Source organism: Jeotgalicoccus halotolerans, assembly GCF_003387165.1.
Taxonomy (GTDB): Bacteria; Bacillota; Bacilli; order Staphylococcales; family Salinicoccaceae; genus Jeotgalicoccus; species Jeotgalicoccus halotolerans.
The window spans coordinates 212,446-236,440 of sequence record NZ_QUMW01000010.1; the positions used below are offsets into that span (position 1 = coordinate 212,446).

Here is a 23,995-nt window from a genome sequence, read left to right on the forward strand (position 1 = left end):
ATGAGCAAGTTTAAAGAATTTATTAAATACTGCATGATTGCTGCAGTCGGCGGTATCCTTGATTTACTGTTGTTTATCATGCTGCACACTTATACCGGCATTCATATTCAAATCGTGAATCTGGTTAGCATGTTTACCGGTGTCACAACAAATTTCATATTGAATTATCATTTTAACTTTAAGGCGCACAGCAAATTTTTCAGACGCTACTTTTCATTTCTAACTATTGGTACAGCAGGGTTTTTAGTCGTTTCAATTGCTGTTTTCATTTTCGTTCAACAGCTTGGATGTAACGCCATTATAGTTAAAATAAGTGCGACAATGTTTGCGACCGTGATTCAGTACTTACTAAATCGATATATATCATTCCGCATGTACAGAGCTTAGTCAGTGGCAAGAGCGCCATAACCCTTGACAGGACAGATTTGTACCGCATATCGATATTTTGTAACGTTCATTATTTTTCTGACGCTTTATCCCTTAACTCGTAATAATAAAGTACGCTAGTCATCGCGCCTTCATCGACCATGTTTGCATCACGCAATTCATCCGGTTTTCCGAGATTAATAATGTAATCATCGTCCGTCCATTTATTAACTGCATTTCCCAGCTGTCCTAAAATCATTTGTCTGTTCTGTGACTTCGCTGCATACAGTACCCCCGCTGCCAGCCCCGCTCCAATAAGGAGTTTCGTCCGTTTGCGCATACAATATCACCTCTTTCAATATAGTTTTTAAGAACATCTAATAATTAAACATAATTAAATTTCTTTAAATATGTAAAAGTTATCGTTGGTTATTTCTGGGTTTTAGATTAGAATGGATTTTCTGATGTATTTTTTAAATGATGGAGGATGGGATATGGAATTAAATTTAGTAACATCATTATTTTTAGCAGTGATGGTTTACCTCATCGGTGCTTACTTAGTTAAAAAAATATACTTTTTAGATAGATACTCTATACCGGCACCTGTTGTTGGCGGTTTGCTTTTCGCAGTGTTTACATTAATAATGCACACTTCTGACTTAGTGACGATAACTATAGATACGTCCTTACAATCTTTATTTATGATTATATTTTTTACCACCGTCGGACTAGGTGCCAGTTTTAAGTTAATTAAACTCGGTGGTAAATTACTTATTATCTATTTACTTGCGGCAAGTTTTTTATCAGTTGTGCAAAATACTTTAGGAGTCTCTCTTGCCAGTCTGCTCGGAATCGACCCTCTGCTCGGACTTATGGCTTCGTCTCCTGCTATGATTGGCGGGCACGGCGGTGCTGCAGCATTCGGTGAAACAATCGATGGATTAGGGGTGCAGGGAGCCACTACTGTCGGCATTGCTGCAGCGACTCTCGGACTTATAGCCGGCGGAGTTTTCGGCGGGCCGGTTGCACGATATATGATTAATAAACATAATCTAAAGAGCAATGAACCTGCTTTTGATGCCGGTGAATATGAAGTTCAGGATGTTAAAAAGGAAAACAAGCTGACTATCGACCAGTTCTTTATTTATTTGGCAATCATTACATTCACAATGGCCCTCGGCACATACATTGGAGGTATATTCTCGGACTTGTCCGGTGTAATTCTTCCTGACTATGTCGGAGCAATGTTCGTTGCAATTGTTGTCAGAACTTTATTAGACGCTACACAAGACAAGGTGCCGTTTGATTTTGATACAACTGTAAATGATAAAATCGGCGCTGTTTCTTTAGGCTTGTTCCTGTCATTTGCACTGATGAGCATCAAACTTTGGGAGCTCGCAGACTTAGCACTGCCGATTCTGCTGATTGTTTCCGTGCACGTTATAGTCATTATTCTGTATACGATGTTTGTTGTTTACAGGTTGCTTGGCAAGAATTATGACGCTGTAGTAATGATTAACGGTTTAATGGGCAGCGGCTTGGGGGCAACACCTACAGCTATGGCTAATATGGATGCAATCACATCTAAATTTGGCGACTCTAAAACTGCTTACCTGATTGTACCGATTGTCGGGGCATTCTTAATAGATATTATTAATATTCCCGTTATAGTGTTCTTTATAAACCTTTTCAATTAAATAAAAATAGAGCAGCCGAAACCGGCTGCTCTATTTTTATTTTTACTGCTGGGATTGCAGGCCGTAGGCGGCACCGTTTCTATTTTTATCAGTAGCCCCTGTAAATTCTCCCGTAACAGAATCAATCTGGATACTGCTGACATTTCCTATGGCTTCGGATTCATCTTCAAAATTATGTCCCATTTCATTAAGCTGGCTAATAACTTCTTCAGGAATACCTTCTTCAAATCTGTAAGATTCCAAGTCATTAGTAAAGATTCTTGGTTCTGTTACTGCTGAATGCACATCGAGCTCGTACTCATAAGCATTGATAATTGTCTGCAGAACTGATGTAATAATGGTCTGCCCGCCCGGCGAACCTGCAGTCATTACCGGTTTTCCATTATCAAATACAATAGTCGGTGTCATACTGCTGAGCGGACGCTTATTCGGCTGTACTTCATTTGCTCCGCCTGGTTCAGCATCAAAATCTGTCAGTTCGTTGTTCAGCATGAATCCATATTCAGGCACCATAATACCAGAACCAAATACCTGCTCAATCGTCGTAGTGTATGAAACGACATTGCCGTATTTATCCGCTACTGAAAAATGGGTCGTCTGTCCATCAACTTTATCGTTCGGCTGTGCAACATTATTCACTTCATCTGTCCCTGTCTGATACTCCCATGGATCTCCCGCTTCCGGCTCTTCATTCACACTGTCCATGCTGATTAGTGTGCTTCTCTCTGCAATATAATCAGGATGGAGGAGCCCTTCTGCTGGCACGTCCACAAATTCCGGATCTCCTGCATATTCAGCACGGTCGGCATATGCCAGATGCATTGCTTCTGCCATTAAATGATATTTCTCCGGCGAGTTTATATCATACTGGGATAAATCAAAACCATCGAGCATTCCAAGCATTTGAAGCATGAATATGCCGCCTGAGCTTGGCGGAGGCATGGTAGCAATATCATAGCCGTTAAACTCTCCCCAAATCGGTTCATCTAATGTAATTTCATAATTCGATAAATCTTCCGGTGTCATTGAGCCTCCGAATTCCTGAACTGCGTCAGCAGCCGCTTTTGAAATTTCACTGTTATAAAAGTAATCGATGCCATTATCTTTGATAAGGTTTAAAGTTTTCGCCAAATCTTCCTGAACGAGTACATCGCCTTCTGCTAAGGGTTCAGCATCGTTAAAAAATACTTCAGCTGCTGCCGTAGCCTGTAATTTTTCGGCGTTATCAGAAATTTGTGCAGCCAGGAAGTCATCTATCATAAAACCTTCCTCGGCAATTGAAATTGCTGGAGCAATCAAATCCGACATATCAACTGTTCCCCAAGTTTCGTGGGCTGCCTCCAAGCCCCTCAATGTTCCCGGAACTCCTACTGACTTACCGCTTCTGACACGTTCTTCAAATGGTAATGCTTCCCCGTCTTCATCGAGGAACATTTCCGTATCTGCACCTGCAGGCGCACGTTCCCTGCTGTTTATCACAGATGTTTCTCCTGTTTCTCCATCATATACCATCATAAAACCTCCGCCGCCAATACCCGACATCATGGGCTCTGCAACGGTCAATACATATTGCATAGCAATAGCTGCGTCCATGGCGTTACCGCCGTTGGCAAGGATATCATAACCCGTTTCAGAAGCAAGCGGGTGCGCTGATACAACCATCCCTTCATCAGCTGCTGCTATATCATTATCTTCACTGTAGTCCGGATCAAAAGCTTCGGCAGATACGATGGAAATTCCTGCTGAAAAGATTAGCAATGATAAACTGATAACTGCTGCTAAGCGTTTTAGAAAATTCTTCATGTTACGCCCCCTTGTTTTTAATTGCTGATGCGCTTTGTCTCTCCTCTCTAAATAAAGATGTAAAATTCTAAAAATTATGAATTACTTCCCACAAGGTTACCATATCAGAACATACAGTCAATAATTTGACACAATTAAATTCATATCTTTTGTATAGTATAATTTAGAAAATACCTATATATTGAGGTGTAAAATTATGTCTTTAGAAAATGTTAAACCGCCGGAGCAATTTCAATATTTTAATCATCAGATAGTTATTAACAAGCATTTCGAATTCACTTGTCATAACCGTATATTTTTTTCCAGCACAGCCTTTAAAGATTTAAAAAACCATCGCTACACATTTCAGTTAGAAATATTATCAATGGTAAATGGATTGGGCCTTGCCACAGATTTTCATTTAATTGATCAGATCTATAGAGAGCACATTGCTTTAAAACTCGATAATTGCGTGCTCAATGAAACTCTGCCTGTTATGAATACAACCGCGGAAAATATTGCGTACTGGATTTTTGAACAGTTTAATAGTCATCTGCCAAAGGAAAATACACTGCTTAAAGTAACGCTCTATGAAACCGAAAAACAGGGGGTTTCCGTAACTAAATAATTCCTGCTTCACAAATCTGTGCAAGTGGACTATGATGGTGATAATCAAATAATAAATTCACCACCACTGGGGGTGTCCGCATCGGACTGAGACTGACCCTTATCACCTGATCTAGATCATACTAGCGTAGGGAAGTGGCATATTTTTATATGCACACCATTCCGTTAGTGGTGTGTGTTTTTTTGTTTGAAATTTATAACGGAGGCTTCAAAATGGCACAAAGAAATGGTTTAACACTCACTGATATTTTAATTACCGTCGTTATTGCACTGGTTTTCGCTGTTATTTATTCTCTATGGGATGGGATTTATACGATTCTGCAGCCGTTCGGTCTGCACTTAAATGAATTGGTCTACGGCATGTGGTTTATCGCTGCGATTGTCGCTTATTTAGTTATCAGGAAACCTGGTGTTGCTCTGATTGCAGAATTTGCAGCAGCTTCGGGCGAAACGATTGTACTCCTTCAGTTTGACATTTCACTGATTATGTACGGATTAATTCAAGGACTGGCCTGCGAACTTATTTTTATGTTCTTCAGATATAAGAGTACGAGTTTGATGGTGGCAGTCTTGGCCGGCATCGCGGCAGCTTTATCTACTCTGCCTCTCGACTGGTATTATGGTTATCTCGGGATGCTCGAGACATGGAATCTTGTCCTGATGTTCAGTTTTCGGATACTCAGCGGCGCGCTTGTTGCCGGCTGGCTCGGCCATCTGCTTTACAAAGCACTTAAAGAAACCGGCGTATTAAAGTTTGTAGGACAAAGACACGGTAATTCACACGAAGGATTATAATATGTCTGCAATTAATATACGGAACTTAAATTTAAAATTTCCAGAAGCACCGGTAAAATTATTTACCGATTTAAATATTGAAGTTGAAGCCGGCGAGAAAGTACTGCTGCTCGGACCCAGCGGTTCAGGTAAAAGCACATTGTTAAACGTCATGGGCGGGTTAATCCCGCGGGTAATCCATACACCAATGAAAACCGAATCAATCGAAATTCCTGATAATAACGCCTATGTGTTTCAGGATCCTGATTCCCAGTTTACAATGCCTACGGTAGCAGAAGAGCTTGCTTTTATTTTGGAAAATAGAAATATTCCGAAAGAAAATATGGAAACGGCAATGCTGGAAGCACTCAGCCAGACGGGACTCGATATACCACTTAACTTAAATATTAATAATTTATCAGGGGGAATGAAGCAGAAGCTTGCGATCGCTTCAGCACTGCTGCAAGATCCGGATACTTTGTTTCTCGATGAACCAACGAGCATGCTTGATGACGAGTCTGCATCTTCTCTGTGGGATGTCATTGAAAACATTTGGCACAACCGCACAGTTGTTATAGTAGAGCATCGTGTCGATTATATATGGGACAAAGTCGACCGGGTTATTCTGATGAATGATCAGGCTCAGATTACTCATGACGGTACTCCGGACGATGTTTTAAAAAATTATAAACATCTCTTGAATGAATATGGTGTTTGGCATCCGGATTCATGGCAGGATGCGCCGGTGTTCAATCCGTTACCGCCAGCGAAAGAGGTACTGCTTGAAATAAAGGATCTTCACCTTGAACGGCGGGGAATGGAGATTTTGCACATCAATGACTTAACTGTTGCCGGAGGAGAATGGATTATGCTCGAAGGAAAAAACGGTACTGGAAAGTCCAGTCTGCTTCTTGCGATAATGAAGTTGATTCCCTCTGCCGGCAGTATTTACTACCGGAATAAGAAAGTTGCAAAAACAAAACAAATTGCCGGAGAAGTATATCCGGTATTTCAAAATCCGGAACTCCAGTTTATTACGCACAAAGTTTTTGATGAAGTTTTCATCAATATGGAATCTCGCTTTGAATATTCTGAAGCAGTGAGACAAACCGAAGTGATTTTACAGCAGATGGGGCTTAATAATACAGCACACTTGCATCCCTTGGAAATTTCTACAGGACAGAAGCGCCGGCTAAGTGTAGCCACGGCTTTCGGTGGTGTGCCGAACATCCTGCTGCTCGATGAGCCGACATTCGGTCTCGATCAGAAACACGCCTTTCGAATGCTGGAAATATTTCAAGAATTAACTGAAGCAGGGACTGCAATCATTATGATTACGCACGATGAAAATATTAAGATGCGCTATCCGTCGAGACGTCTGATTATTGAAGACGGAATACTTCAAGAGAAGAGGATACACGATGCTTAACGCAGTGAAGAATTACAGCACTTTTATAGACAGGGCAAATCCGCTGACAAAAATACTGCTGGCAGCAATACTTTTCGTTACTGTAATTTTCATTCATAATCCGAATGTTCTTTTCCTTCTGACAATTATTATGCTCATCATGCTGCTCTTTTTAAGCGGGGTTAAAATAAAATACCTGGCAATCTTGTTAATATTTATTTTTATTTCAGGATCTATAGCAAGCCTCTATATGATATTCTACGGTGAAGGGACACAGACGCTGTTTCGCTACGGCATTATTCATATTACTGAAGAAAGCTTTGTCAGAGGTATTCATATTTCAATGCGAGGCGTTATATTGTCGTTATTTGGTGCCCTAGTGATATTTACAACCAAGATAACAGATGTGTTTTACGCGCTCATGATTCAGTTGAAAATAAAACCTAAGTATGCTTATTCCTTTATGGCAGCTATCCGCATGGTTCCGATTATTATTGCAGAATATTTCCAGCTGAGGCAGGCTAGAAAGGTCAGAAAAGCACTGATTCATAAAAAATACATTTCAGGATTTAGAGGATTGAAATCAACAATTGTGACCTTGCTGAGTCAAAGTATACGACGGGCTTACAGACTCGGGATTGCAATGGAATCAAAAGGATTCAGTGACGGTGTCCGCACATACTATCATAAAACATCATTCTCAAAATATGATTTGTATTTAATCGCGCTTGTTGGAGCTGCTGTTTTCGCCGCCCTGCAGTTCGGTACTGTCATTTCTCCTTTTACAAGCACCGATGCGAGATAATAATAAAACAGTAAAAATCATGGAGATTAATCTCCATGATTTTTACTGTTATTCTGCCGGCGTTCCCGGTTCAATATCATAGGATTTTTGTACTGATTCGTGACGTTTCCCAAGATCTGCAGTTGTTTTTTTGTCCCAGACAGCTGCCTGTTTTTCTTTCAGCTGAGAAACCATTTTTTCAGGTATCACATTGCGATACTGATCTGTTTCACCGAGTATTACTTTGATTGCTGGCTCTGTTACTTCTTCAGGGTCAAATTGCTCACTCGGAAACGCTGTTTTACTGTAGTCGAATACCGTGTCGTCTAAATCAATCTCCCAATTTTTCCACGTTTCAAATTCGCGGTCATTGAATCCTGTTAAATAAGGGCCCGGATTAATCGTTGATACTTCCACATTAAACTCCTGCAATTCTTTACTTAAAGCCATCGCGAACGCTTCTACAGTATGTTTTGAACCAGAATACGGTCCGGACAGCGGGTTCGTTGTAATACCGGATACGGAGGATACGAAAACAATGCGTCCGTGGTTTCTATCCACCATTTTACGGGCAAATCCTTTAGTTAATAATATCGGTCCAAAGACATTGGCTTCGAACTGATGACGCAAGTTTGCTTCAGGTATATCAACTAATGAGCCGCCTTCTTTTACAGCTGCATTATTGACCAGGACATCAATATCCCATGCCCATGCTTTTTCACGATCTTTGGGGTTCGTTACATCCAGTTTTTCAATCTGCATTTTAACACCGCGTTCACGTGCTTCCTGTTCCAAAGCAGATACCTGTGACATCACTTCCACTGTTGCAATAACTGGATTGCCTTTTTCCGCCAGTGCGAATGCAATATTTTTACCGAAACCTGTTCCTGCACCTGTAATAAGTACTGTCTGAGTCATTAAAAAGCCTCCTGTAAATTTTATTCTTTATAGTCTATACCCTGTCATGTTTCTCTCAATCAGACAAAGAGTTGAAAAGTCTGTTTTATAAACAAGATGCAGGGAATATATTAATTGATAATGAAATTCGGAGGGATAAGAATGGATTACACATTATTAGGAGATTCAGGTCTTAATATTTCTAAATATTCTCTTGGAACCATACCATTCAGCGGCACTAACGGATTTGAAGCAACAGGAGATATGAATCAGGAAACAGCGAACTATTTTGTCGATTATGCACTAGATAAAGGGATTAATCATTTTGACACAGCCAATCTTTACGCTAAAGGCGATGCCGAAAAAGTCCTTGGGAAAGCAATTCGCGATAAACGCCAGGATATGACAATCGCCAGTAAAACAGGCACACCGATCCAAGGTGGTCCTAACGACGGCGGTGCAACACGCGCCAATATTGAAACGACTATTGATGAGACACTGAAACGTCTCGGCACAGATTACTTGGATTTATACTACATTCATATATGGGACGGCCGTGTTCCTGTTTCAGAAACTGTTCAGGTGATGAACGATCTGATTAAGAAAGGTAAAGTCCGCTACTGGGGTGTATCCAATTACAGCGGCTGGTCACTTGCCAAAACGCATACTTTTGCAGTGGAGAACAATATGATTCCGCCCGCAGCCCATCAAATCTATTACACACCCGAATCACGGGAGGCGGAGTACGAACTGCTTCCGGCAGGAACAGAGCTTGGGATAGGAAACACAATATGGTCTCCTTTAGGCGAAGGCATGCTGAACGGTAAAATCACGAGAAATCAAAAAGCACAGCCGGGAACACGCCAAGGCAACGGATGGGCGGAACCTTATCTTAAAAACAAGGAATTCTTTTATAATCTGGTTGAGATGCTGCAGGATATTGCATCGAAACATAAGGTAACAGTACCGCAAGTTGTGCTTGCCTGGCTCCGTGACAGACCAAATGTCGACTCGGTCATTATTGCAGCACGTAATAAAGAACAATTGTATGAAGATGTCGCATCCTACACGTTGCAATTAACCGACGATGACGTTTCACAAATTACGGACTTCACTGCTTTAGAACCCGTTTATCCTCATTGGCACTGCGCAATGAATACGATGGATATGGCTTCAGAATCAGAGAAAGTTTATCTGGAAGCATATAATAAAACGATGAAGCAGAAAGATCAAGAAATATAATTTAGTTTTAAATTGCAAAGATTCCGTGTGTCTACCTTTTATTAGGGATAGCCGCACGGAATTTTTTTATTTATTTTCTAAACCTATGATAATTTTTGAATAGCTGTTTGAAAAAGCATATCTTCCCGATGACTCGGCAGCCAGCTTTTTTGTTTTTCAAGCTTTCTTAAAATTTTATCATTCCCAGTTTTAAAGTATTCATAAATATCACCAAACACAAAATAAACACTCATATTTACTTCATGAAATATCTCTGCTTCTTTCTCTGTGATTTGATGTCCATCTGCCGCTTTATAGAGTGTTTGAAATGCTCTAGCAAGCTTCTGGTTAAATTCTTCTGTATCGTAAAGTTCATTTTCGTATATCTTCGAAATACTATTTTTTTCGATATTTTTTTCAATCCATGCTAAATTACGAGAATAATTAGCTATAATATCACGGTTTTCATCAATTTCTTTCAAAATTCGCGCACTGCCCACTTCAGGATCATACATATAGTTCATGGAATCATAAAATTTTAGCTCATCTGTCTTGCCTCTCATTAAATTCCATATGCTTTTGCCATCTGCCGCTACTGGATTAAGACCTGTAACTATGCCGATAATTAAATTCATCCATATAGCAAAATTTAATATCGAATCTTCTATGTCAAAAATATATTTTATCAGCAGAAGTATAGTAATTGCTATAAGATTAAATATGGCTCCGCCTAAGTTCAACCAGATAATATCATTTTTCGTAATGTGGCCGTTTTTAAGCGGTTTATATGCAAGCATCGCACCAAAACTGAAATATATCGGAATTTTTAAATACCATCTGCCATTCATATACATTCCAGGAAGTCCTGATATAATTGAAATTTTCATACCTCTGCATTTAGCGAGGAAACAATGACCCAATTCATGAAATATGACGGTCAGCATCCAAACTGTTACTATCAGCATCAGATAGATTCCATTGAAATTCAGAAATATATGAGCAATTGGTGCTGCTATATAAAACAATACAAGTACTATTAAATTACTTTTAAAAAAGGGCATCATGATTCATTCCTTTAATTTCAATTTAGGAGTAGAACATGATATAGCTTATAAACATAACAAGAATTAACAGTATCGGAAATAGAAGATATGTGATTACAATATCACTGAGCGATTTTTTCTGACGGATATTTTTACCATCGTAAAAATCAATTAATTGACGGTAAGTATGTATCCCTTGCTTATGTTTCATAATTTCCAGAGGTATAGACGCTATAAAAGCTGTGAAGTAAAGCACAATTGATGTAATCAACAGCGTTCTATTATCTTGAAGAATAGCAGGTACAAACAAGAAGATCGCTATAATGCTTGAAACCAGCATAATATTAGACCATAATCTCCATTTTTTATAATGAGTTTGTTCCCGCAAATTTTTAATGTCCCCTTTAATTAATTCATCTATTGAAACATTAAACAGCACACTGAGCATCATTAAGTTTTGTACATCAGGATAACTTCTGTTGTTCTCCCAATTAGATATTGTTTGACGTGAAACAAAAATTTTTTCAGCCAGCTGTTCTTGCGAGTGCCCATCACGCTTTCTGTATTTCTTAATTTGTTTGCTAAGCTCCATATGAACTGCTCCTGTATTAAAAGTAATTAATTCACTCTTATATTAACACCAATAATCTTTTACATCCCTATTTTATACTGTCTAAATGCTTTTACATGCTATGATGAAGTCATTGAACTGCATAGCATTATAAAATAACGCTATGCGTTACTCCTTAGTTTTTGGACATCAATTGCAGTTCAAAAGAAATTATGCAACAATTGAAACTTAGCAAACAACCTTTAGGAGATGATTCCAAATGAACATGCACAAGTTAGTGAAGGTGCTGGCATCAGCGGGAATTGCAGCTACTGTCGTTACAAGCACACAGATTGCAGACAGCAATGACGGCATGAATACAGTCGAAGCAGCAGAATCTAAAAGTTCAAATTATAAATATGAAGGCGATACAGGATATGGAGATGGAAATTTCCTTCTCAATGATGCTCTTATTAAAACATTGGAAGAAGATGGTGATTTAGCATTCAATGGTCATACTATCGAGGCTTCAGAGGCTGATTATGAAAAGCGTGCCGATACAGAGTATGAAACTACAAAAGAACATGATCAGAAATTCACCTTATATGACGGAACAGCAACTAAAGTTGTTTTCCCGATTCAAGAAGAAATGCTATCAATTGATGAAGTAACGGAAGCTTACGGAGACGATTACGAAATTGAAGAAAGCAAAAAAGGAAAATTCGAAACATATGTATTTAAACTCGGCGATCAGAAAAAGAATACCGATAAAAATATAATAGCATTTAAAGTAGAGGACAGCTATGTAACACAAGTTACAATTGGTTACAGCAAATCTTACTAAAGACAAAAGGAAGACAAAATTATTTGTCTTCCTTTTTTAATTTTCTGCAATTTGCACAGTACGCGGTTTTCTTGCTGTCATAATCAGCACACCGATTCCAAGCAGGACGAGTATCAGACCGAACCATGATGTACTGCTCATATATTCTCCGAGAAAGAAAACACCAAGTAAAGTAGCTGTGAGCGGTTCTCCGAGTGACAGTGTTACAGCTGTGGAAGAGGAGACATTAAACAAGCCGATCGCAAATAGATAATAGGCAAGGCCGGTTGCTACAACTCCCAGATGGAGGCCGGCTATGATTCCTTCCCGGCTGAAAATCCAAGACATATCGAATACGAAAAGAAAAGGCGACAGCAGCAGTCCGCTCAAAGTAAATACGACAGCTACTGATGGCAGGGGCGACATCTTCTCGACCACGCTTTTATTAACGATTGTATAGCAGGCAAAAGAAAGTCCCGCTCCAAGTGCTAACAGTATTCCAAACGGGTCTGCCTGCACCGATCCCTGATTTGAAAACAGCAAAATAACCCCTGCTATTGAAAGCGCAGTCGATACCCACCACACAGCTGCAGGTTTTTTTCTCAGAAACAGCATTTCTATAATTCCTGCCAGCATCGGTGCGCTGCCAATCGCAACAACCGTGCCGATTGCCACACCGGTAATGGCTACCGCAGAAAAGAATAAAGGCTGATAAATACCAATACATACGGATGCGATAAGTGTTGGTTTTAACGGCAGATTTTTCAAATTTAGTTTACCTGCTGCCAGCACGACTATGAGTAAAAATAAACCGCCGATAAAAAGCCTGGTAGCACCAATCGCTACCGGGTGGGCAGAAGCCGGCGCCAGTGCCTGGACTGTTCCCGTTGTTCCCCAAAGCACTGCAGCTAAAAGAATTAAAAGTGGAGCAATTTGCTGTTTCAAATAAAATCACCTCAGTATAAAGTATGTTACAAATATTTTATACAATTGTACGAGGTTTTACTTTACTGCCTGCAACATGTTATTTACCATTTTTTAAGCTCTCTGAATATATGCGGCGTGACCCCGGTATTTTTCACAAACCAGCGGGTAAATGAAGATATATTCTCAAAATCCATCTCTCCGGCTATTCTTGTAACCGACCAGTCTGTCACCGTCAGCATATATTCGGCTTCTTCCCGGCGAAGCTTATTTATATATTCTTTTACGCTTTTACCGGTTTGCTTTTTAAACCATTTTGAATAATATGACGGATGATAGTTTTCTATTTGAGCGAGTGTTTCAAGATTCAGCTGCTGTCTAAAATTTTTATTAATATATTCAATTGAAGGAGGTGTTGCTGTTCTAATTTTATTTGCAATATAGTTCGTTAAATTACCAAGTGCTGCAGGATTCTCGGCATTCTTAACTTCTTCCATCAGAAGATACTTAACAGCAGACCAGCTTTCATCCATATTTTCATACATATCACCAGTCTTTTCCGGGAGCATACGCTCTGGAATATCCAAGACCAGGAACTCATTACGTTCAACTGAATGGAATACATGATCTGTGTATGGGGCGAGGTAGAAACAATTCTCCGGAGTCAGCTTGATTTTGTGATTATCTGTTTTTAAATCCATAGAGCCGTGCAGCGGGAACAAAAATTGTCCATGTGTGTGATGGTGAGATGTGACAACTTCATTATAGATTCTTTTTTCGCATACAATAGCAGTACTCATCATTAAAGCCTCCTTCAAAAAATATAATTCTTTCAATCATCAAATCATATATCCAGTAAAAATACTATTTTTTCTACTTTTTTGAAAAAATTAAAAGATCCTGGAGCAGATGCTTCCAAGATCTCTTAATTTCACTTTAAATTATCGAATTTGTATTGAACCGCCATCAGCCATTAATGTCTGACCGGTCATATAGTTAGAATCTTCCGATGCCAGGAATACAGCGATTGGACCTATATCTTTTTCGGGGTCTCCCCATCTCTTCATCGGTACCTTTGAAACAATCGCTTCGAATGTTTCAGGGTGTTCTTTCGACCACGCCTCAACGCCTGGTGTCATTGCGATAGGGCTGATAATATTCACATTAATACCATATTCTCCCCATTCGTTTGCTGCAACTTTCGAGATTGCGCGAATAGCTTCTTTTGCAGCAGCATATGCTGTTTGTGTTTTCTGGCCTTCCAGTCCTGCACCTGAAGCAAAGTTTATTACGCTTCCTTTTGACTCTTTAAGGTATGGAAAAGCACTCTGCATCAGGTAGAAGGTCGGATAAAATCCAGTATTAAATGAAAAGTCCATATCTTCCTGTGTCATGTCTTCAAAATTCACTTGTCTTGATGTGTGTGCATTGTTTACAAGCACATCGAGTTTACCATATTTTTCCACAACAGTATCGACAATTTCATGCAGCCTTTCACGTTCTGTTAAATTTGCTTTGATAAATATTGAATCCGGCGATACTTCCTGCAGTTCTGCTGCCACCGCGTTACCTTCTTCTTCATTTAAGTCGACAATGGCAACTCTGGCTCCTTCTTTTGCCATTGCTCTTGCCATGCCGCTCCCTATACCGCCGGCACCACCTGTAATAATGACTGCTTTATCTTTTAATCTCATACTCTTCCTCCAAATTGTTAAAATTTAATTACATTGCTGTTAAGCCGCCGTCAATAATGAATTCCGATCCTGTAGAGTAGCTCGACTCACTTGATGCAAGGAAAATCACCATATTTGTTACTTCTTCCGACTGAGCCATACGGCGCATCGGAATTTGTTTTGCAAATTCTTTTATCTGTTCTACTGCATCGCCTTCAGTAACCATCGGTGTTTCAATCACACCGGGATGTACTGAATTCACTCTGATACCAAAGTGACCAACTTGCAATGCCACAGCTTTTGTCATCCCTCTGACAGCAAATTTAGAGTCTGTATAGCCTACTGCACCGCCGACAATACCGTTCATCGATGAAATATTCACGATTGAACCGCCTTCAGCTTTTTGCATTGAAGGCAGTACCGCTTTAATTCCAAGAAATACAGATACCTGATTAATATCGATAATTTTTTTATAGTCATCAACTGACATATCAAAAATACTCTTGCTCATACTGATTCCTGCATTATTTACCAGTACGTTAACCGGTCCGAAAGCTGCTTCTGCTGTCTCAATAACTTCCTGCCATCCCGCTTCATCAGTTACATCGTGTTTTACAAATAAGGTATTATCACCGAGCTCCGAAGCCAGTTTCTCTCCAACTTCTTCGTTTATATCAGTAAATACGACTTTAGCGCCTTCTTCAACGAAACGACGTACATGTGCTGCCCCCATACCTCTGGCTCCGCCTGTAATAATTGCAACTTTGCCTGATAATCTTTCCATATTGATTGCCTCCATATATTGATAGTCTGACTCTCAATATTATTATAACGCTAATTTATCTGATAGGCTAATATTTAGACATGTATTATAATAACTAAGTGAAAGGGGAAATTTCTATGTCAAAACTGCTGGAAAATAAAGAGCGACGTACACAGGCAATCATCGATGCTGCCGAAAAAATGCTGACTGAAAGCACATGGGACAATGTGCAGATGCAGGATATTGCAAATGAGGCGGGAGTTGGGGTCGCAACGCTTTTCAGATACTTCCCGAAAAAGCAGATGCTTATTATCGCAGTTGCCAGTCAGATATTATCAGAAGAGCTCGATTTCTATCGCAGCGTCAATCTCATGGATGCAGCAGGCATTCGGAAAGTCGAGGCAATTTTCACCAGAGTCAACAGACTGGGAAATCCGGACGCATTGAAAAAATCAAAGTTTATTGATATATTTGAATCAAATATTGGCGAGCTTGATAACTTTGTAATAGAAGCTGAAGAATACTTTAAGATTCGCAATAATATCTCTGATATTGTCAGCCGGATAGTAAACGACGGCCAAGCTGATAAAACACTGCCCTCAGGTGCAGATGTCACAGATGAAATTATGACTATGATTAATAACTACAGTCTTTTCGCCCGGAAGCTTGCACTGATGAAGGATATTATGACATTGGAAAAGGAACCAGGCACAGAAGTTCAATTAAAAATTATGCGTGACATGTATATGGAACGCTTGAGAAGCTTTTAAAGCTGTTATTTTTTACTTTCAAGCGGGTATATAAATTAAAAAGGCGGGATAATCAATGAACAGTATTTATAATATAGAAGTTGAAAATAAAGACCACAGCACTTATAGGCTTGAGAAGTATAAAGATTATGTAATAGTTATTGTTAATACGGCGACAAAATGCGGTTTAAGCGGACAGTTTGATGGTCTTGAGAAGCTGTATCAGCAATATAAAGACCAGAAGTTTATCATTCTCGGTTTCCCATGTAACCAGTTCGCCAATCAGGAGCCGGGCAGCGGGGAAGAGGCTGCTGAGGCTTGTAAAATCAATTACGGTGTTACTTTTCCTATTCATGAAAAAATTAATGTTAATGGCGAGAATGAACATCCGCTGTACACTCATTTAAAAGAACAGAAAAGCGGTTTGTTCGGCAGTAAAATTAAATGGAACTTCACTAAATTTTTGATAGACAGAAATGGTGAAGTCGTAAAAAGATTTGGTCCTAAGGACGAACCAGAAAAGATGAACAGCTTTATACAGGAACTGCTGTAATAATATAAAAATGCCTCTCCGGAATAATTCCGGAGAGGCATTTTTCATTTACTATTTTCTGTTGTTATAATCTTTCATTTGATCAATCAATCTTTGCATCTCGTCGATGTAGCTGCGTTCTTGTTCTTCTTCATCAACTTCATCAATACTCATCTGTTCCGCCTGTTCTTCCCGGCGTTTGTTTTCATCAATTTCTTTTTGCGTAATCACTTCACCTTCCGGTGTCATGTACTTCTTATGCATATTGCGCGTTTCTTTATCGATATAGCTGTAGAATATCGGAATAACGAAAAGTGTAAAGAATGTACTGCTGACGAGACCGCCTATAACTACAGTCCCCATAGGTGCAATCATCTCTCCGCCTTCACCGAGACCGATTGCCAGCGGCAGCATCCCAAGCGCTGTCGTAAGTGCTGTAATAACAATTGGACGGAAACGGTGCTGGACACTGAGTTCAAGAGCTTCGATTGTCGGTATTCCTTTTTCTTTCTGCTGGTTCGTATAGTCAACAAGCAGTATGGAGTTGTTGACCACTATACCGAGGAGCATAATGATACCGACGAATGATATTACACTTAAAGGATTGTCGGTAATGACCAGCGCAGCCATAACACCGACAATGCTGAGCGGCATTGCCATAATAACGATAAATGGATGTCTGAATGATTCAAACTGTGCAACCATTACAAGGTAGATAAATGCTACGCCTAATCCTATTGCGAGTGCCAGCTGAGGAATAGCATCACCAAGCATTTCAAGGTCTCCGCCGACCGAATAGTGAGTATCTTCACTGAAGTCTGCTCCCTCAATTATGTCTTCAACATGTGTACCTGCTTGATTAAGAGACATATTCGAAGAGTAAGTAACCGTTAATTCACTTGTTTCTTCCTGACTGTCCCGTGTTATCAGCGGCAGCATTTCAGCTTCTTCAAGTTCAGCAACTTCACTGATTGCAATATAGTCCCCTTCTGCATTTGGAATCTCGATAGATTCAAAGTTTGAAACATTGTCGAGATACTCATCCGGATATTTTACATTGATTGAGAGATAGTCATTGTTTGCTTCAACAGTAGACGCTTCTACTCCATTTGAAGCTTGATATAATGCCTGACCGATTTGTGCAGGCTGCAGACCATTTTCACGTGCTGCATCTCTATCAACTCTGATCTGCATTTCTTCGACCATATCTTCACGGCTTGAAGCGACATTTTCAATCTCATCGTCTGCTTCCAGTTCGTCAATAATAATCGATTCGGATTCTTTAAGACGGTTAGCGTTATCATCAGAAATTCTCAGCATCAGCGTGTTCGGCTCCGAACTCATCCCCGACTGGGACATTGGAATCACATTGATTTCCGCCGACTCATCAAGTGCTGCAATGTCATCTTCAATGTTGTTTATAAATTCATTTGTTGTAACACTGCGGTCATCCTGATCCACTAGTGTAGCTGTAATACTCGCTTTGTTTGTTTCTTCCGACATGGACATCATCGGCTGAAGTGAACCGACGTTGCTTAAGTACATTTCTATTTCAGAATAATCTTCAAGCTGTTGCTCAATACTTTGAACTGTTTCAAAAGTATCGTCATAAATCGTGCCCTGTTCTTTTTCTATTTCAATTGTAATGGCACCTTCATCGCTTTCAGGCATTAAAGTCATACCCTGATTGATTATACCTATAATACCTGCTGCCATAAGTAATAAAGTGATAATTATTACCAGAAAGCGGTGCTGCAAAGTCCAGCGGGTAAATCTTTTGAGTGCCTTCATGTAAGGTCTTTCACTGCGCGCTTTTTCAATATTTTCTTCCGGCGCTTCTAAAATCCGGCTCGAAATCATCGGTACCACAGTTAAAGCGACAAACAATGAAGCAAATAAACTGAATACCACTGTAATTGCGAGCGGTGTAAACAGCTGCCCGACTAAGCCGCTGACAAAGACGACCGGTGAGAATACAGCTGCAGTCGTCAGTGTTGAAGCAATAATCGCCGATGCCACTTCTTTAGTGCCGTCGCTTGCTGCTTTTTTGGAATCTTTCCCCATGGACAAGTGGCGGTATATATTTTCTATTACAACGACCGAATTATCAACCAGCATCCCGATACCGAGCGCAAGACCACCGAGTGTCATTAAGTTAATGCTGATATTTGTAAAGAATAACAAAGCAAATGTAGTAATTACCGAGAAAGGAATCGACAGACCGATAATTAATGGCGCTTTAAGATTTCGAAGGAAAGCAAACAGTATTACCATTGCCAGTACGGCACCGCTGATCAGCGATGTATATACACTGTTTATCGCAAGATCGATATATTCACCTTCATCATATAATGTCTCGACTGTTAAGTTGCTGAATTCTTCTTCATCCAGCTTTTCATCGAGTACGTTATTGAACTCGGTGTTTACGGTTGATGCATTAGCATCGGAAGCCAGCATAACATCGATAGAGAGTGCATTATCCTGGTTCAGTCTCGTAATTGAATTACTTTCCTGTTCTTCAATTGATACATCAGCAATATCATCGAGTGTCAAGGTTTCGCCGTCAGGCAGATCAGCAATCACCAATTCGCGCAGTGTTTCAATACCGTCGATATTGCTTACTGTACGTGTAGAAATCGCTGTGCGGCTTTCTGTATCAACTATAGTTGCGTTTGGAATTGATATATTATTGGCTTCAATCAAGTCCGCAACATCACTCTGGCTCATATTGATTTCCGATAAAGCATCGACATCAAGATTAACTTGAATTTCTTCGGTTACTGAACCATTTTGTGAAATCGAAGCGACACCTTCTATATTTTCAAGTTCAGTGATTAAATCATCAACTTGACCTTGATATTCTGAGACGTTTTCACCGCTTGATGTGACAGCCATCTGAATACTCGGCATCATCGAAATATCAAATTTAAGGAAAGATGGGTCTCCGGCCTGATCAGGCAGCTGAACACTTTCGAGCGCTCTTGTAATATCACTTTCTACTTCATCAATTGTCATATCATAACCGAATTCTAAAATAACAACTGAAGAACTTTCTTGTGACTGGGAAGATATGTTTGTCAATCCGTTAATGGATGACAATTCCGACTCTATCGGCTTGGTTACATCTTCCATAACCTCCTCAGGACCGGCGCCCTGATAAGTAGTAGCCACTGCCGCAATAGGCGGTTCGATATTCGGCATAAGCTGGAGCGGAAGTCTTGTTAAAGAGACAACTCCAAGCAGCATAAGTATAATCATAACGACGATTGTAAATTTAGGACGTCTTATGGAAAAATCCGATAATTTCAAATTAAGTACTCTCCTTGTATATATTATTTATTTGTGAAAGCCGACAACGTGTTGTATAATCCCTTATAATCATAATAAAGCAGTTGAATACTATCAATAAACAATAATCATGATTGTGTTAAAAATAGGAAAGAAGTGTCTAAAATGAGTCAGAAAGAAATTACTAAAAATAATCTCATCGAAGCATTTTGGGATATTTACAAAGAAAAGCCGCTGTCAAAAATTACAGTGCAGGAAATTACGGATAAAGCAGGTTACAACCGCGGAACATTTTATACATACTTTAAAGATATAAATGAAATACAGCAGCTGCTGAAGGAAAACCTGATACCTACTAAAGATATGATTCTCGGGCCGCTCATGATGCTCGATAAAAACAGCGGCAATATATTTGAAACGCTGGACCGGACAAACGATTATGTTAAAGAACACAGCGAAAAAATTGCTGTGTTAATCGGGCCGGAAGGAGATCCGAGTTTCGTTCATGAATTTAAAATGAGAATCCGTATGATAATTATGGACTACGTATATGAACTTAAAGTAAAAGAACCTGAGAAAATCGAGTATATTATTGAATACCAGCTGTCCGCCTTAATCGGCATGTTTCAGCTGTGGCTTGAAAAAAATGAAAGCATGGATGAAAACGTACTCGCTGATTTTGTAGAAGAAGTTTCTAATCAGGGTGTCACAACAATGATGACTTCTATGCTGAATAATAAGAACTAAAAACTTCTAGTTTTATACTCATTATCGCCGCCGGGTCAATCCTGTTTCTTTCTTCTCCAAAGCTCAAAAGTGTGTTCATATAAATTTTTCTCATCTACATTGCCTTTTTCTGTTTTAACCAGTTCAAATTTTTTATAGTCAAAATCTTCATCGAAATAAGTGTCACCTTCAAAAGCACTGTGAATAACTGTACGGTATAATTCGTCAACTTCATTTTCAAACATTTTGAAGAGCACAGCCCCGCCGATAATATAAAGATCTTTGTCACCGGTCCTCTCCAGTTCGAGTATTTCTTCTTTAGAATGCACGACTATCGCTCCCGGAGCTTCGTAGTCCCGCTGAGTTGTCAGCACGATATTCCGGCGGCCGGGAAGCGGTCTGTTCGGAATAGATTCATAAGTTTTACGACCGGTCACCATATCACCCCGCATCGTTATCTTTTTAAAAAAAGCAACGTCGGCCGGCAGACGCCAGGGTAATGTATCTCCTTTGCCAATCAGCCTGTTCTCATCTTCAGCCCAAACAAAAGCAAGCATATCCATCTCTCCTTCGAAACTAAAATATTTACTATCCTTGGCATACCCTAATTACTTGTGATTCACTCATTCTTTAGGAAAACCTTAAGGACAATAACCGTAACGCTATGCGTTACAAAATAACGCTAAGCATTATTTAATATAATCCGCTAGCAAATCTCTGTAGAATGAATCTTTACCGATAACAATAACACGGTCGCACACATCTTTAATTTCATTCATATCATGAGAAGTATATATTATTAATGTCTCTTTGTTTACCGCCAGATTTTTTAAGAACTGTCCAATTTCTATTCTGGATTTCAAATCTATACCTGCTGTCGGTTCGTCCAGCAGCAGAAATTCAGGTTCATTTATTAAGCTGATTGCGAGATTCAATTTCCGTTTCATTCCGCCGGATAATTTATTGACTTTAGTGCCATACCTGCCGAGCTGTATATTATCAAGCAAATCTTTCAATTCAGATACAGACTTTTTAACTGGTGACAACCTGGCAAAGAATTTCATATTTTCAAGGACGGTTAAATCTTCCCATACTGCGATATCCTGGGGAACGTATCCGATAGTCCTACGGTGTTCTTTAAAATGTTTTTTGTATGTTTTACCGTTTAAACAGAGTTCTCCTTTATCTGGTTTTGATAAACTGGCCAAAATCTTCAGCAATGTTGACTTTCCTGCACCATTTTCACCGACAAGACCGACTATTTCTCCCCGTTCAGCAGTCATGCTGAAATTATCCAGTACATGACGTTTGCTGTAGCGCTTACTAATTGATTTAACTTCCAGCATTGTTACCCCTCCAGACCCAGATGAGCGTTAAAATTATAAGTAAAATGACCCATGGAATATTAAGCTGATTCTCTATCAGCATCTCCACCGGGTGCAGCTTGATTATGACAGGCATCCCTGTTACCGACACTATAATCGTCATAGCGAGTTGCAGAGCAAGCAGAAAAAAAGTCAATGCAACTGCTGACTGATACAGTTTCATTGGTGATTTCATTAAAGAAGCAAGCAGAAATGCAGCTCCGTTTATAATAAATCTATATAAAACGAGTGACAGCAAATCAATATCCGCCGCCAGCATTTCATTTATCAACATGTAAGTAATAATGTCGATTATCAGCATTACTGCGGTTATGATGATGAATGTCAGTATCATAAACTGCTTATAAGAATGCTTCATAAAATTAAATCTGATTCTGGCACTGCTGACAGTTTCACGTGTAACAAAGTCAAATGTAAAAATAGTTACTGCGAGAGCGATATAAGCCCATACCATCCATGGATTTAAATTCGTCGTCTGTTCTTCATTCTCAGTCTCTCCAAAGAAATAAAACGACTGTTCTACGAGATTCGTTTCATTTTCAATACGCTGACGTTCAGAAGCGATATCTTCAGCGCTCACTGCAGTTTCAAACAGCATGTTATTCTGAAGTTCCAGCACATAATTAACAGCCGCATATTCTCCCATTCTTTCCTGAATAATGGCAGCAGCCAGTTCTTTAGCTGGTTCGTAATAAATCGAGCGATCTGTATAATAGGTTTCAATTACATTTCTGCGCTGTCCTGTTTGTATCTTTTCATCAAAATTTTCAGGTAAAATAAATACACTGTCAAAGCTGTACTGTTCAAGCCGTCTTATAGCTGCAGCTCTGTTCTCTGCATCAAATACTTCGACGTTCATAAATTTGCTGCTGGCGAGTTCTTCTGTAAAGGTTTCCGCTTCAGCACTCTGCTCATTCACAACGACTGCTGCAGGCACTCTAAAATCATCGCTTGTACTGTTAAACAGCATCGTCACAGCTAGTGTCAGAATAAGCGGCAGCATTGACCACAACAGTATTTTCGGCAGCTGCCGTTTTAAAAGCAGCCACCTCGCATATATCATATCCATCATAATAATCGCCGCTCCTTCAGGCTGCTCGCTATAAGGAACAAGATTGCCAATGCTGCAAGCGTCGCTGTCATAATATCAATTTCCATCGTAAATCTGCCGTTTAAAATAATTTCTTCCATCCACGATAATGCCTGATGACTGTACATATACTCAAATAATGAATCAAGATAAAGCGGAAAGTATATCCTCGGAAGAATACTGCCTGCGAATAAGACAACCAGCAGCAGTACTGTGAGCTGAATAATCACACTGATTTTAAATGAAGGAATCAGCCAATCGATAATAATCATAATTATTGTTGTAGTAAATATATATAATGCCAGCAGAATCAGCAAACGCAGCAGATTTTCAGCCGGGAGCTCAATACCGCCGAGCCTTAATGTTCCAAAAGTTGTAAGAGCGGCAACAGCCGTAACAATCGTTCCAATGGTCAAAATTTTGGCTATACCCTGGGAGAGAAAGGTGACTCCGAAGACTCTCATCCGGTCTTCAAGATTACTGCTGATATCGCGCATCAGTGCGATGTAGAGCATGTATATCCAGACAGACATAATAACGAACAGCCCGTTAATAATGAAATACATATTTCCCGTACTGAAATTCTGCACTGTCTGATGTTCATTCATTAAGGTATCACTTGAAAGAACTTGTATAAACTGGCTGACAAATTCTTGAAAAATCAATTCCTCACGGGCTTCCTCATCCATGCCAAATTCCCGGGCATAATGATTTATCGTTAATATATTTGCCTGTGAATTTCTGATGTGTCTGACAACTGTATCAATCACACTGCTGATCACAGAACTTTCCAGCTGCATATCCGGATTGCCGACTACTTCAAGCTCACTTGACTCTGCCTGCATCATCTTTTCGGTAAATTTCTCGGGAAATATTATATAAGCAGCCAGTGT

At 39.7% G+C, this 23,995-nt stretch carries 25 protein-coding genes and 1 riboswitch; of the genes, 11 read left to right on the forward strand and 14 right to left on the reverse strand.

The features are described from left to right. Nucleotides 1-387, forward strand: coding sequence for a GtrA family protein (locus DFR63_RS05860; protein WP_115885008.1), 387 nt, complete (start codon nucleotides 1-3; stop codon nucleotides 385-387). A 70-nt stretch (nucleotides 388-457) separates the two neighbouring features. Here the strand turns inward: DFR63_RS05860 and DFR63_RS05865 are convergent, their stop codons facing one another. After that, entirely contained in the window at nucleotides 458-706 is a 249-nt protein-coding gene (locus DFR63_RS05865; RefSeq protein ID WP_115885009.1) for a hypothetical protein, read from the reverse strand. Nucleotides 707-860: 154 nt separating this feature from the next. On the opposite strand from DFR63_RS05865, the gene gltS reads away from it, so the two are divergent. Beyond that, a complete protein-coding gene (gene gltS / locus DFR63_RS05870; RefSeq protein WP_115885010.1) occupies nucleotides 861-2,063 on the forward strand; it encodes a sodium/glutamate symporter in 1,203 nt (400 codons plus the stop codon). A 42-nt stretch (nucleotides 2,064-2,105) separates the two neighbouring features. On the opposite strand, the gene ggt is transcribed toward gltS, so the two are convergent. After that, entirely contained in the window at nucleotides 2,106-3,866 is a 1,761-nt protein-coding gene (gene ggt / locus DFR63_RS05875; RefSeq protein ID WP_115885011.1) for a gamma-glutamyltransferase, read from the reverse strand. A 196-nt stretch (nucleotides 3,867-4,062) separates the two neighbouring features. Between ggt and DFR63_RS05880 the strand changes: the two genes are divergently transcribed. The 4 genes from DFR63_RS05880 to DFR63_RS05895 all read left to right on the forward strand — a co-directional run bounded on the left by DFR63_RS05880 (nucleotide 4,063) and on the right by DFR63_RS05895 (nucleotide 7,459). Next, entirely contained in the window at nucleotides 4,063-4,473 is a 411-nt protein-coding gene (locus DFR63_RS05880; RefSeq protein WP_115885012.1) for a 6-pyruvoyl trahydropterin synthase family protein, read from the forward strand. A gap of 58 nt (nucleotides 4,474-4,531) precedes the next feature. After that, nucleotides 4,532-4,623: riboswitch (TPP riboswitch) on the forward strand. Between the two features lie 62 nt (nucleotides 4,624-4,685). Continuing rightward, nucleotides 4,686-5,267: an ECF transporter S component gene (locus DFR63_RS05885; protein ID WP_115885013.1), complete on the forward strand. Its 582-nt coding sequence runs from the start codon at nucleotides 4,686-4,688 to the stop codon at nucleotides 5,265-5,267. Between the two features lies 1 nt (nucleotide 5,268). Further along, a complete protein-coding gene (locus DFR63_RS05890; RefSeq protein ID WP_115885014.1) occupies nucleotides 5,269-6,675 on the forward strand; it encodes an ABC transporter ATP-binding protein in 1,407 nt (468 codons plus the stop codon). Beyond that, complete coding sequence (locus DFR63_RS05895; RefSeq protein WP_115885015.1) at nucleotides 6,668-7,459, forward strand: energy-coupling factor transporter transmembrane component T family protein; 792 nt, start codon at nucleotides 6,668-6,670, stop codon at nucleotides 7,457-7,459. The genes DFR63_RS05890 and DFR63_RS05895 overlap by 8 nt, the downstream gene beginning before the upstream one ends. A gap of 48 nt (nucleotides 7,460-7,507) precedes the next feature. On the opposite strand, the gene DFR63_RS05900 is transcribed toward DFR63_RS05895, so the two are convergent. Next, nucleotides 7,508-8,356: an SDR family oxidoreductase gene (locus DFR63_RS05900; RefSeq protein WP_115885016.1), complete on the reverse strand. Its 849-nt coding sequence runs from the start codon at nucleotides 8,354-8,356 to the stop codon at nucleotides 7,508-7,510. A gap of 141 nt (nucleotides 8,357-8,497) precedes the next feature. Here DFR63_RS05900 and DFR63_RS05905 point away from each other — a divergent pair, with 141 nt between their 5' ends. Further along, a complete protein-coding gene (locus tag DFR63_RS05905) occupies nucleotides 8,498-9,577 on the forward strand; it encodes an aldo/keto reductase (RefSeq protein WP_115885017.1) in 1,080 nt (359 codons plus the stop codon). Nucleotides 9,578-9,660: 83 nt separating this feature from the next. Here DFR63_RS05905 and DFR63_RS05910 read toward each other — a convergent pair whose 3' ends face one another. After that, nucleotides 9,661-10,620, reverse strand: coding sequence for a site-2 protease family protein (locus tag DFR63_RS05910; RefSeq protein ID WP_342767902.1), 960 nt, complete (start codon nucleotides 10,618-10,620; stop codon nucleotides 9,661-9,663). Between the two features lie 22 nt (nucleotides 10,621-10,642). After that, entirely contained in the window at nucleotides 10,643-11,191 is a 549-nt protein-coding gene (locus DFR63_RS05915) for a helix-turn-helix domain-containing protein (RefSeq protein ID WP_115885019.1), read from the reverse strand. Nucleotides 11,192-11,429: 238 nt separating this feature from the next. On the opposite strand from DFR63_RS05915, the gene isaB reads away from it, so the two are divergent. Then, entirely contained in the window at nucleotides 11,430-11,993 is a 564-nt protein-coding gene (gene isaB / locus DFR63_RS05920; protein ID WP_115885020.1) for an immunodominant staphylococcal antigen IsaB family protein, read from the forward strand. A gap of 36 nt (nucleotides 11,994-12,029) precedes the next feature. Here isaB and DFR63_RS05925 read toward each other — a convergent pair whose 3' ends face one another. From DFR63_RS05925 to DFR63_RS05940, 4 genes are all read right to left on the reverse strand, one after another. Then, nucleotides 12,030-12,917, reverse strand: a complete 888-nt coding sequence (locus DFR63_RS05925) for a DMT family transporter (protein WP_115885021.1) — start codon at nucleotides 12,915-12,917, stop codon at nucleotides 12,030-12,032. 83 nt (nucleotides 12,918-13,000) lie between these two features. Further along, on the reverse strand, nucleotides 13,001-13,696 hold the full coding sequence (locus DFR63_RS05930; protein WP_115885022.1) for an AraC family transcriptional regulator: 696 nt from the start codon (nucleotides 13,694-13,696) through the stop codon (nucleotides 13,001-13,003). Between the two features lie 141 nt (nucleotides 13,697-13,837). Continuing rightward, nucleotides 13,838-14,590 (reverse strand): SDR family NAD(P)-dependent oxidoreductase, encoded by a 753-nt coding sequence (locus tag DFR63_RS05935; RefSeq protein WP_115885023.1) that lies wholly within the window; start codon nucleotides 14,588-14,590, stop codon nucleotides 13,838-13,840. A 28-nt stretch (nucleotides 14,591-14,618) separates the two neighbouring features. After that, nucleotides 14,619-15,353 (reverse strand): glucose 1-dehydrogenase, encoded by a 735-nt coding sequence (locus DFR63_RS05940; RefSeq protein ID WP_115885024.1) that lies wholly within the window; start codon nucleotides 15,351-15,353, stop codon nucleotides 14,619-14,621. Nucleotides 15,354-15,469: 116 nt separating this feature from the next. Between DFR63_RS05940 and DFR63_RS05945 the strand changes: the two genes are divergently transcribed. After that, the gene (locus DFR63_RS05945; protein WP_115885025.1) at nucleotides 15,470-16,102 is read left to right on the forward strand and encodes a TetR/AcrR family transcriptional regulator; all 633 of its coding nucleotides are present in this window, start codon (nucleotides 15,470-15,472) and stop codon (nucleotides 16,100-16,102) included. Between the two features lie 55 nt (nucleotides 16,103-16,157). Beyond that, nucleotides 16,158-16,634, forward strand: coding sequence for a glutathione peroxidase (locus DFR63_RS05950; protein WP_115885026.1), 477 nt, complete (start codon nucleotides 16,158-16,160; stop codon nucleotides 16,632-16,634). Between the two features lie 51 nt (nucleotides 16,635-16,685). Here the strand turns inward: DFR63_RS05950 and DFR63_RS05955 are convergent, their stop codons facing one another. After that, nucleotides 16,686-19,922: an efflux RND transporter permease subunit gene (locus DFR63_RS05955; protein ID WP_115885027.1), complete on the reverse strand. Its 3,237-nt coding sequence runs from the start codon at nucleotides 19,920-19,922 to the stop codon at nucleotides 16,686-16,688. Nucleotides 19,923-20,066: 144 nt separating this feature from the next. Between DFR63_RS05955 and DFR63_RS05960 the strand changes: the two genes are divergently transcribed. Then, nucleotides 20,067-20,648, forward strand: coding sequence for a TetR/AcrR family transcriptional regulator (locus tag DFR63_RS05960; RefSeq protein WP_115885028.1), 582 nt, complete (start codon nucleotides 20,067-20,069; stop codon nucleotides 20,646-20,648). 35 nt (nucleotides 20,649-20,683) lie between these two features. On the opposite strand, the gene DFR63_RS05965 is transcribed toward DFR63_RS05960, so the two are convergent. The 4 genes from DFR63_RS05965 to DFR63_RS05980 form a co-directional block, all read right to left on the reverse strand. Then, the gene (locus tag DFR63_RS05965) at nucleotides 20,684-21,184 is read right to left on the reverse strand and encodes a dihydrofolate reductase (protein ID WP_115885029.1); all 501 of its coding nucleotides are present in this window, start codon (nucleotides 21,182-21,184) and stop codon (nucleotides 20,684-20,686) included. A 132-nt stretch (nucleotides 21,185-21,316) separates the two neighbouring features. Then, a complete protein-coding gene (locus DFR63_RS05970) occupies nucleotides 21,317-21,973 on the reverse strand; it encodes an ABC transporter ATP-binding protein (protein WP_115885030.1) in 657 nt (218 codons plus the stop codon). Next, a complete protein-coding gene (locus DFR63_RS05975) occupies nucleotides 21,960-23,084 on the reverse strand; it encodes an ABC transporter permease (protein ID WP_115885031.1) in 1,125 nt (374 codons plus the stop codon). The genes DFR63_RS05970 and DFR63_RS05975 overlap by 14 nt, the downstream gene beginning before the upstream one ends. After that, nucleotides 23,081-23,992: an ABC transporter permease gene (locus DFR63_RS05980; protein WP_342767903.1), complete on the reverse strand. Its 912-nt coding sequence runs from the start codon at nucleotides 23,990-23,992 to the stop codon at nucleotides 23,081-23,083. Before DFR63_RS05980 ends, DFR63_RS05975 begins: the two co-directional genes overlap by 4 nt. Between the last annotated feature and the right edge of the window lie 3 nt (nucleotides 23,993-23,995).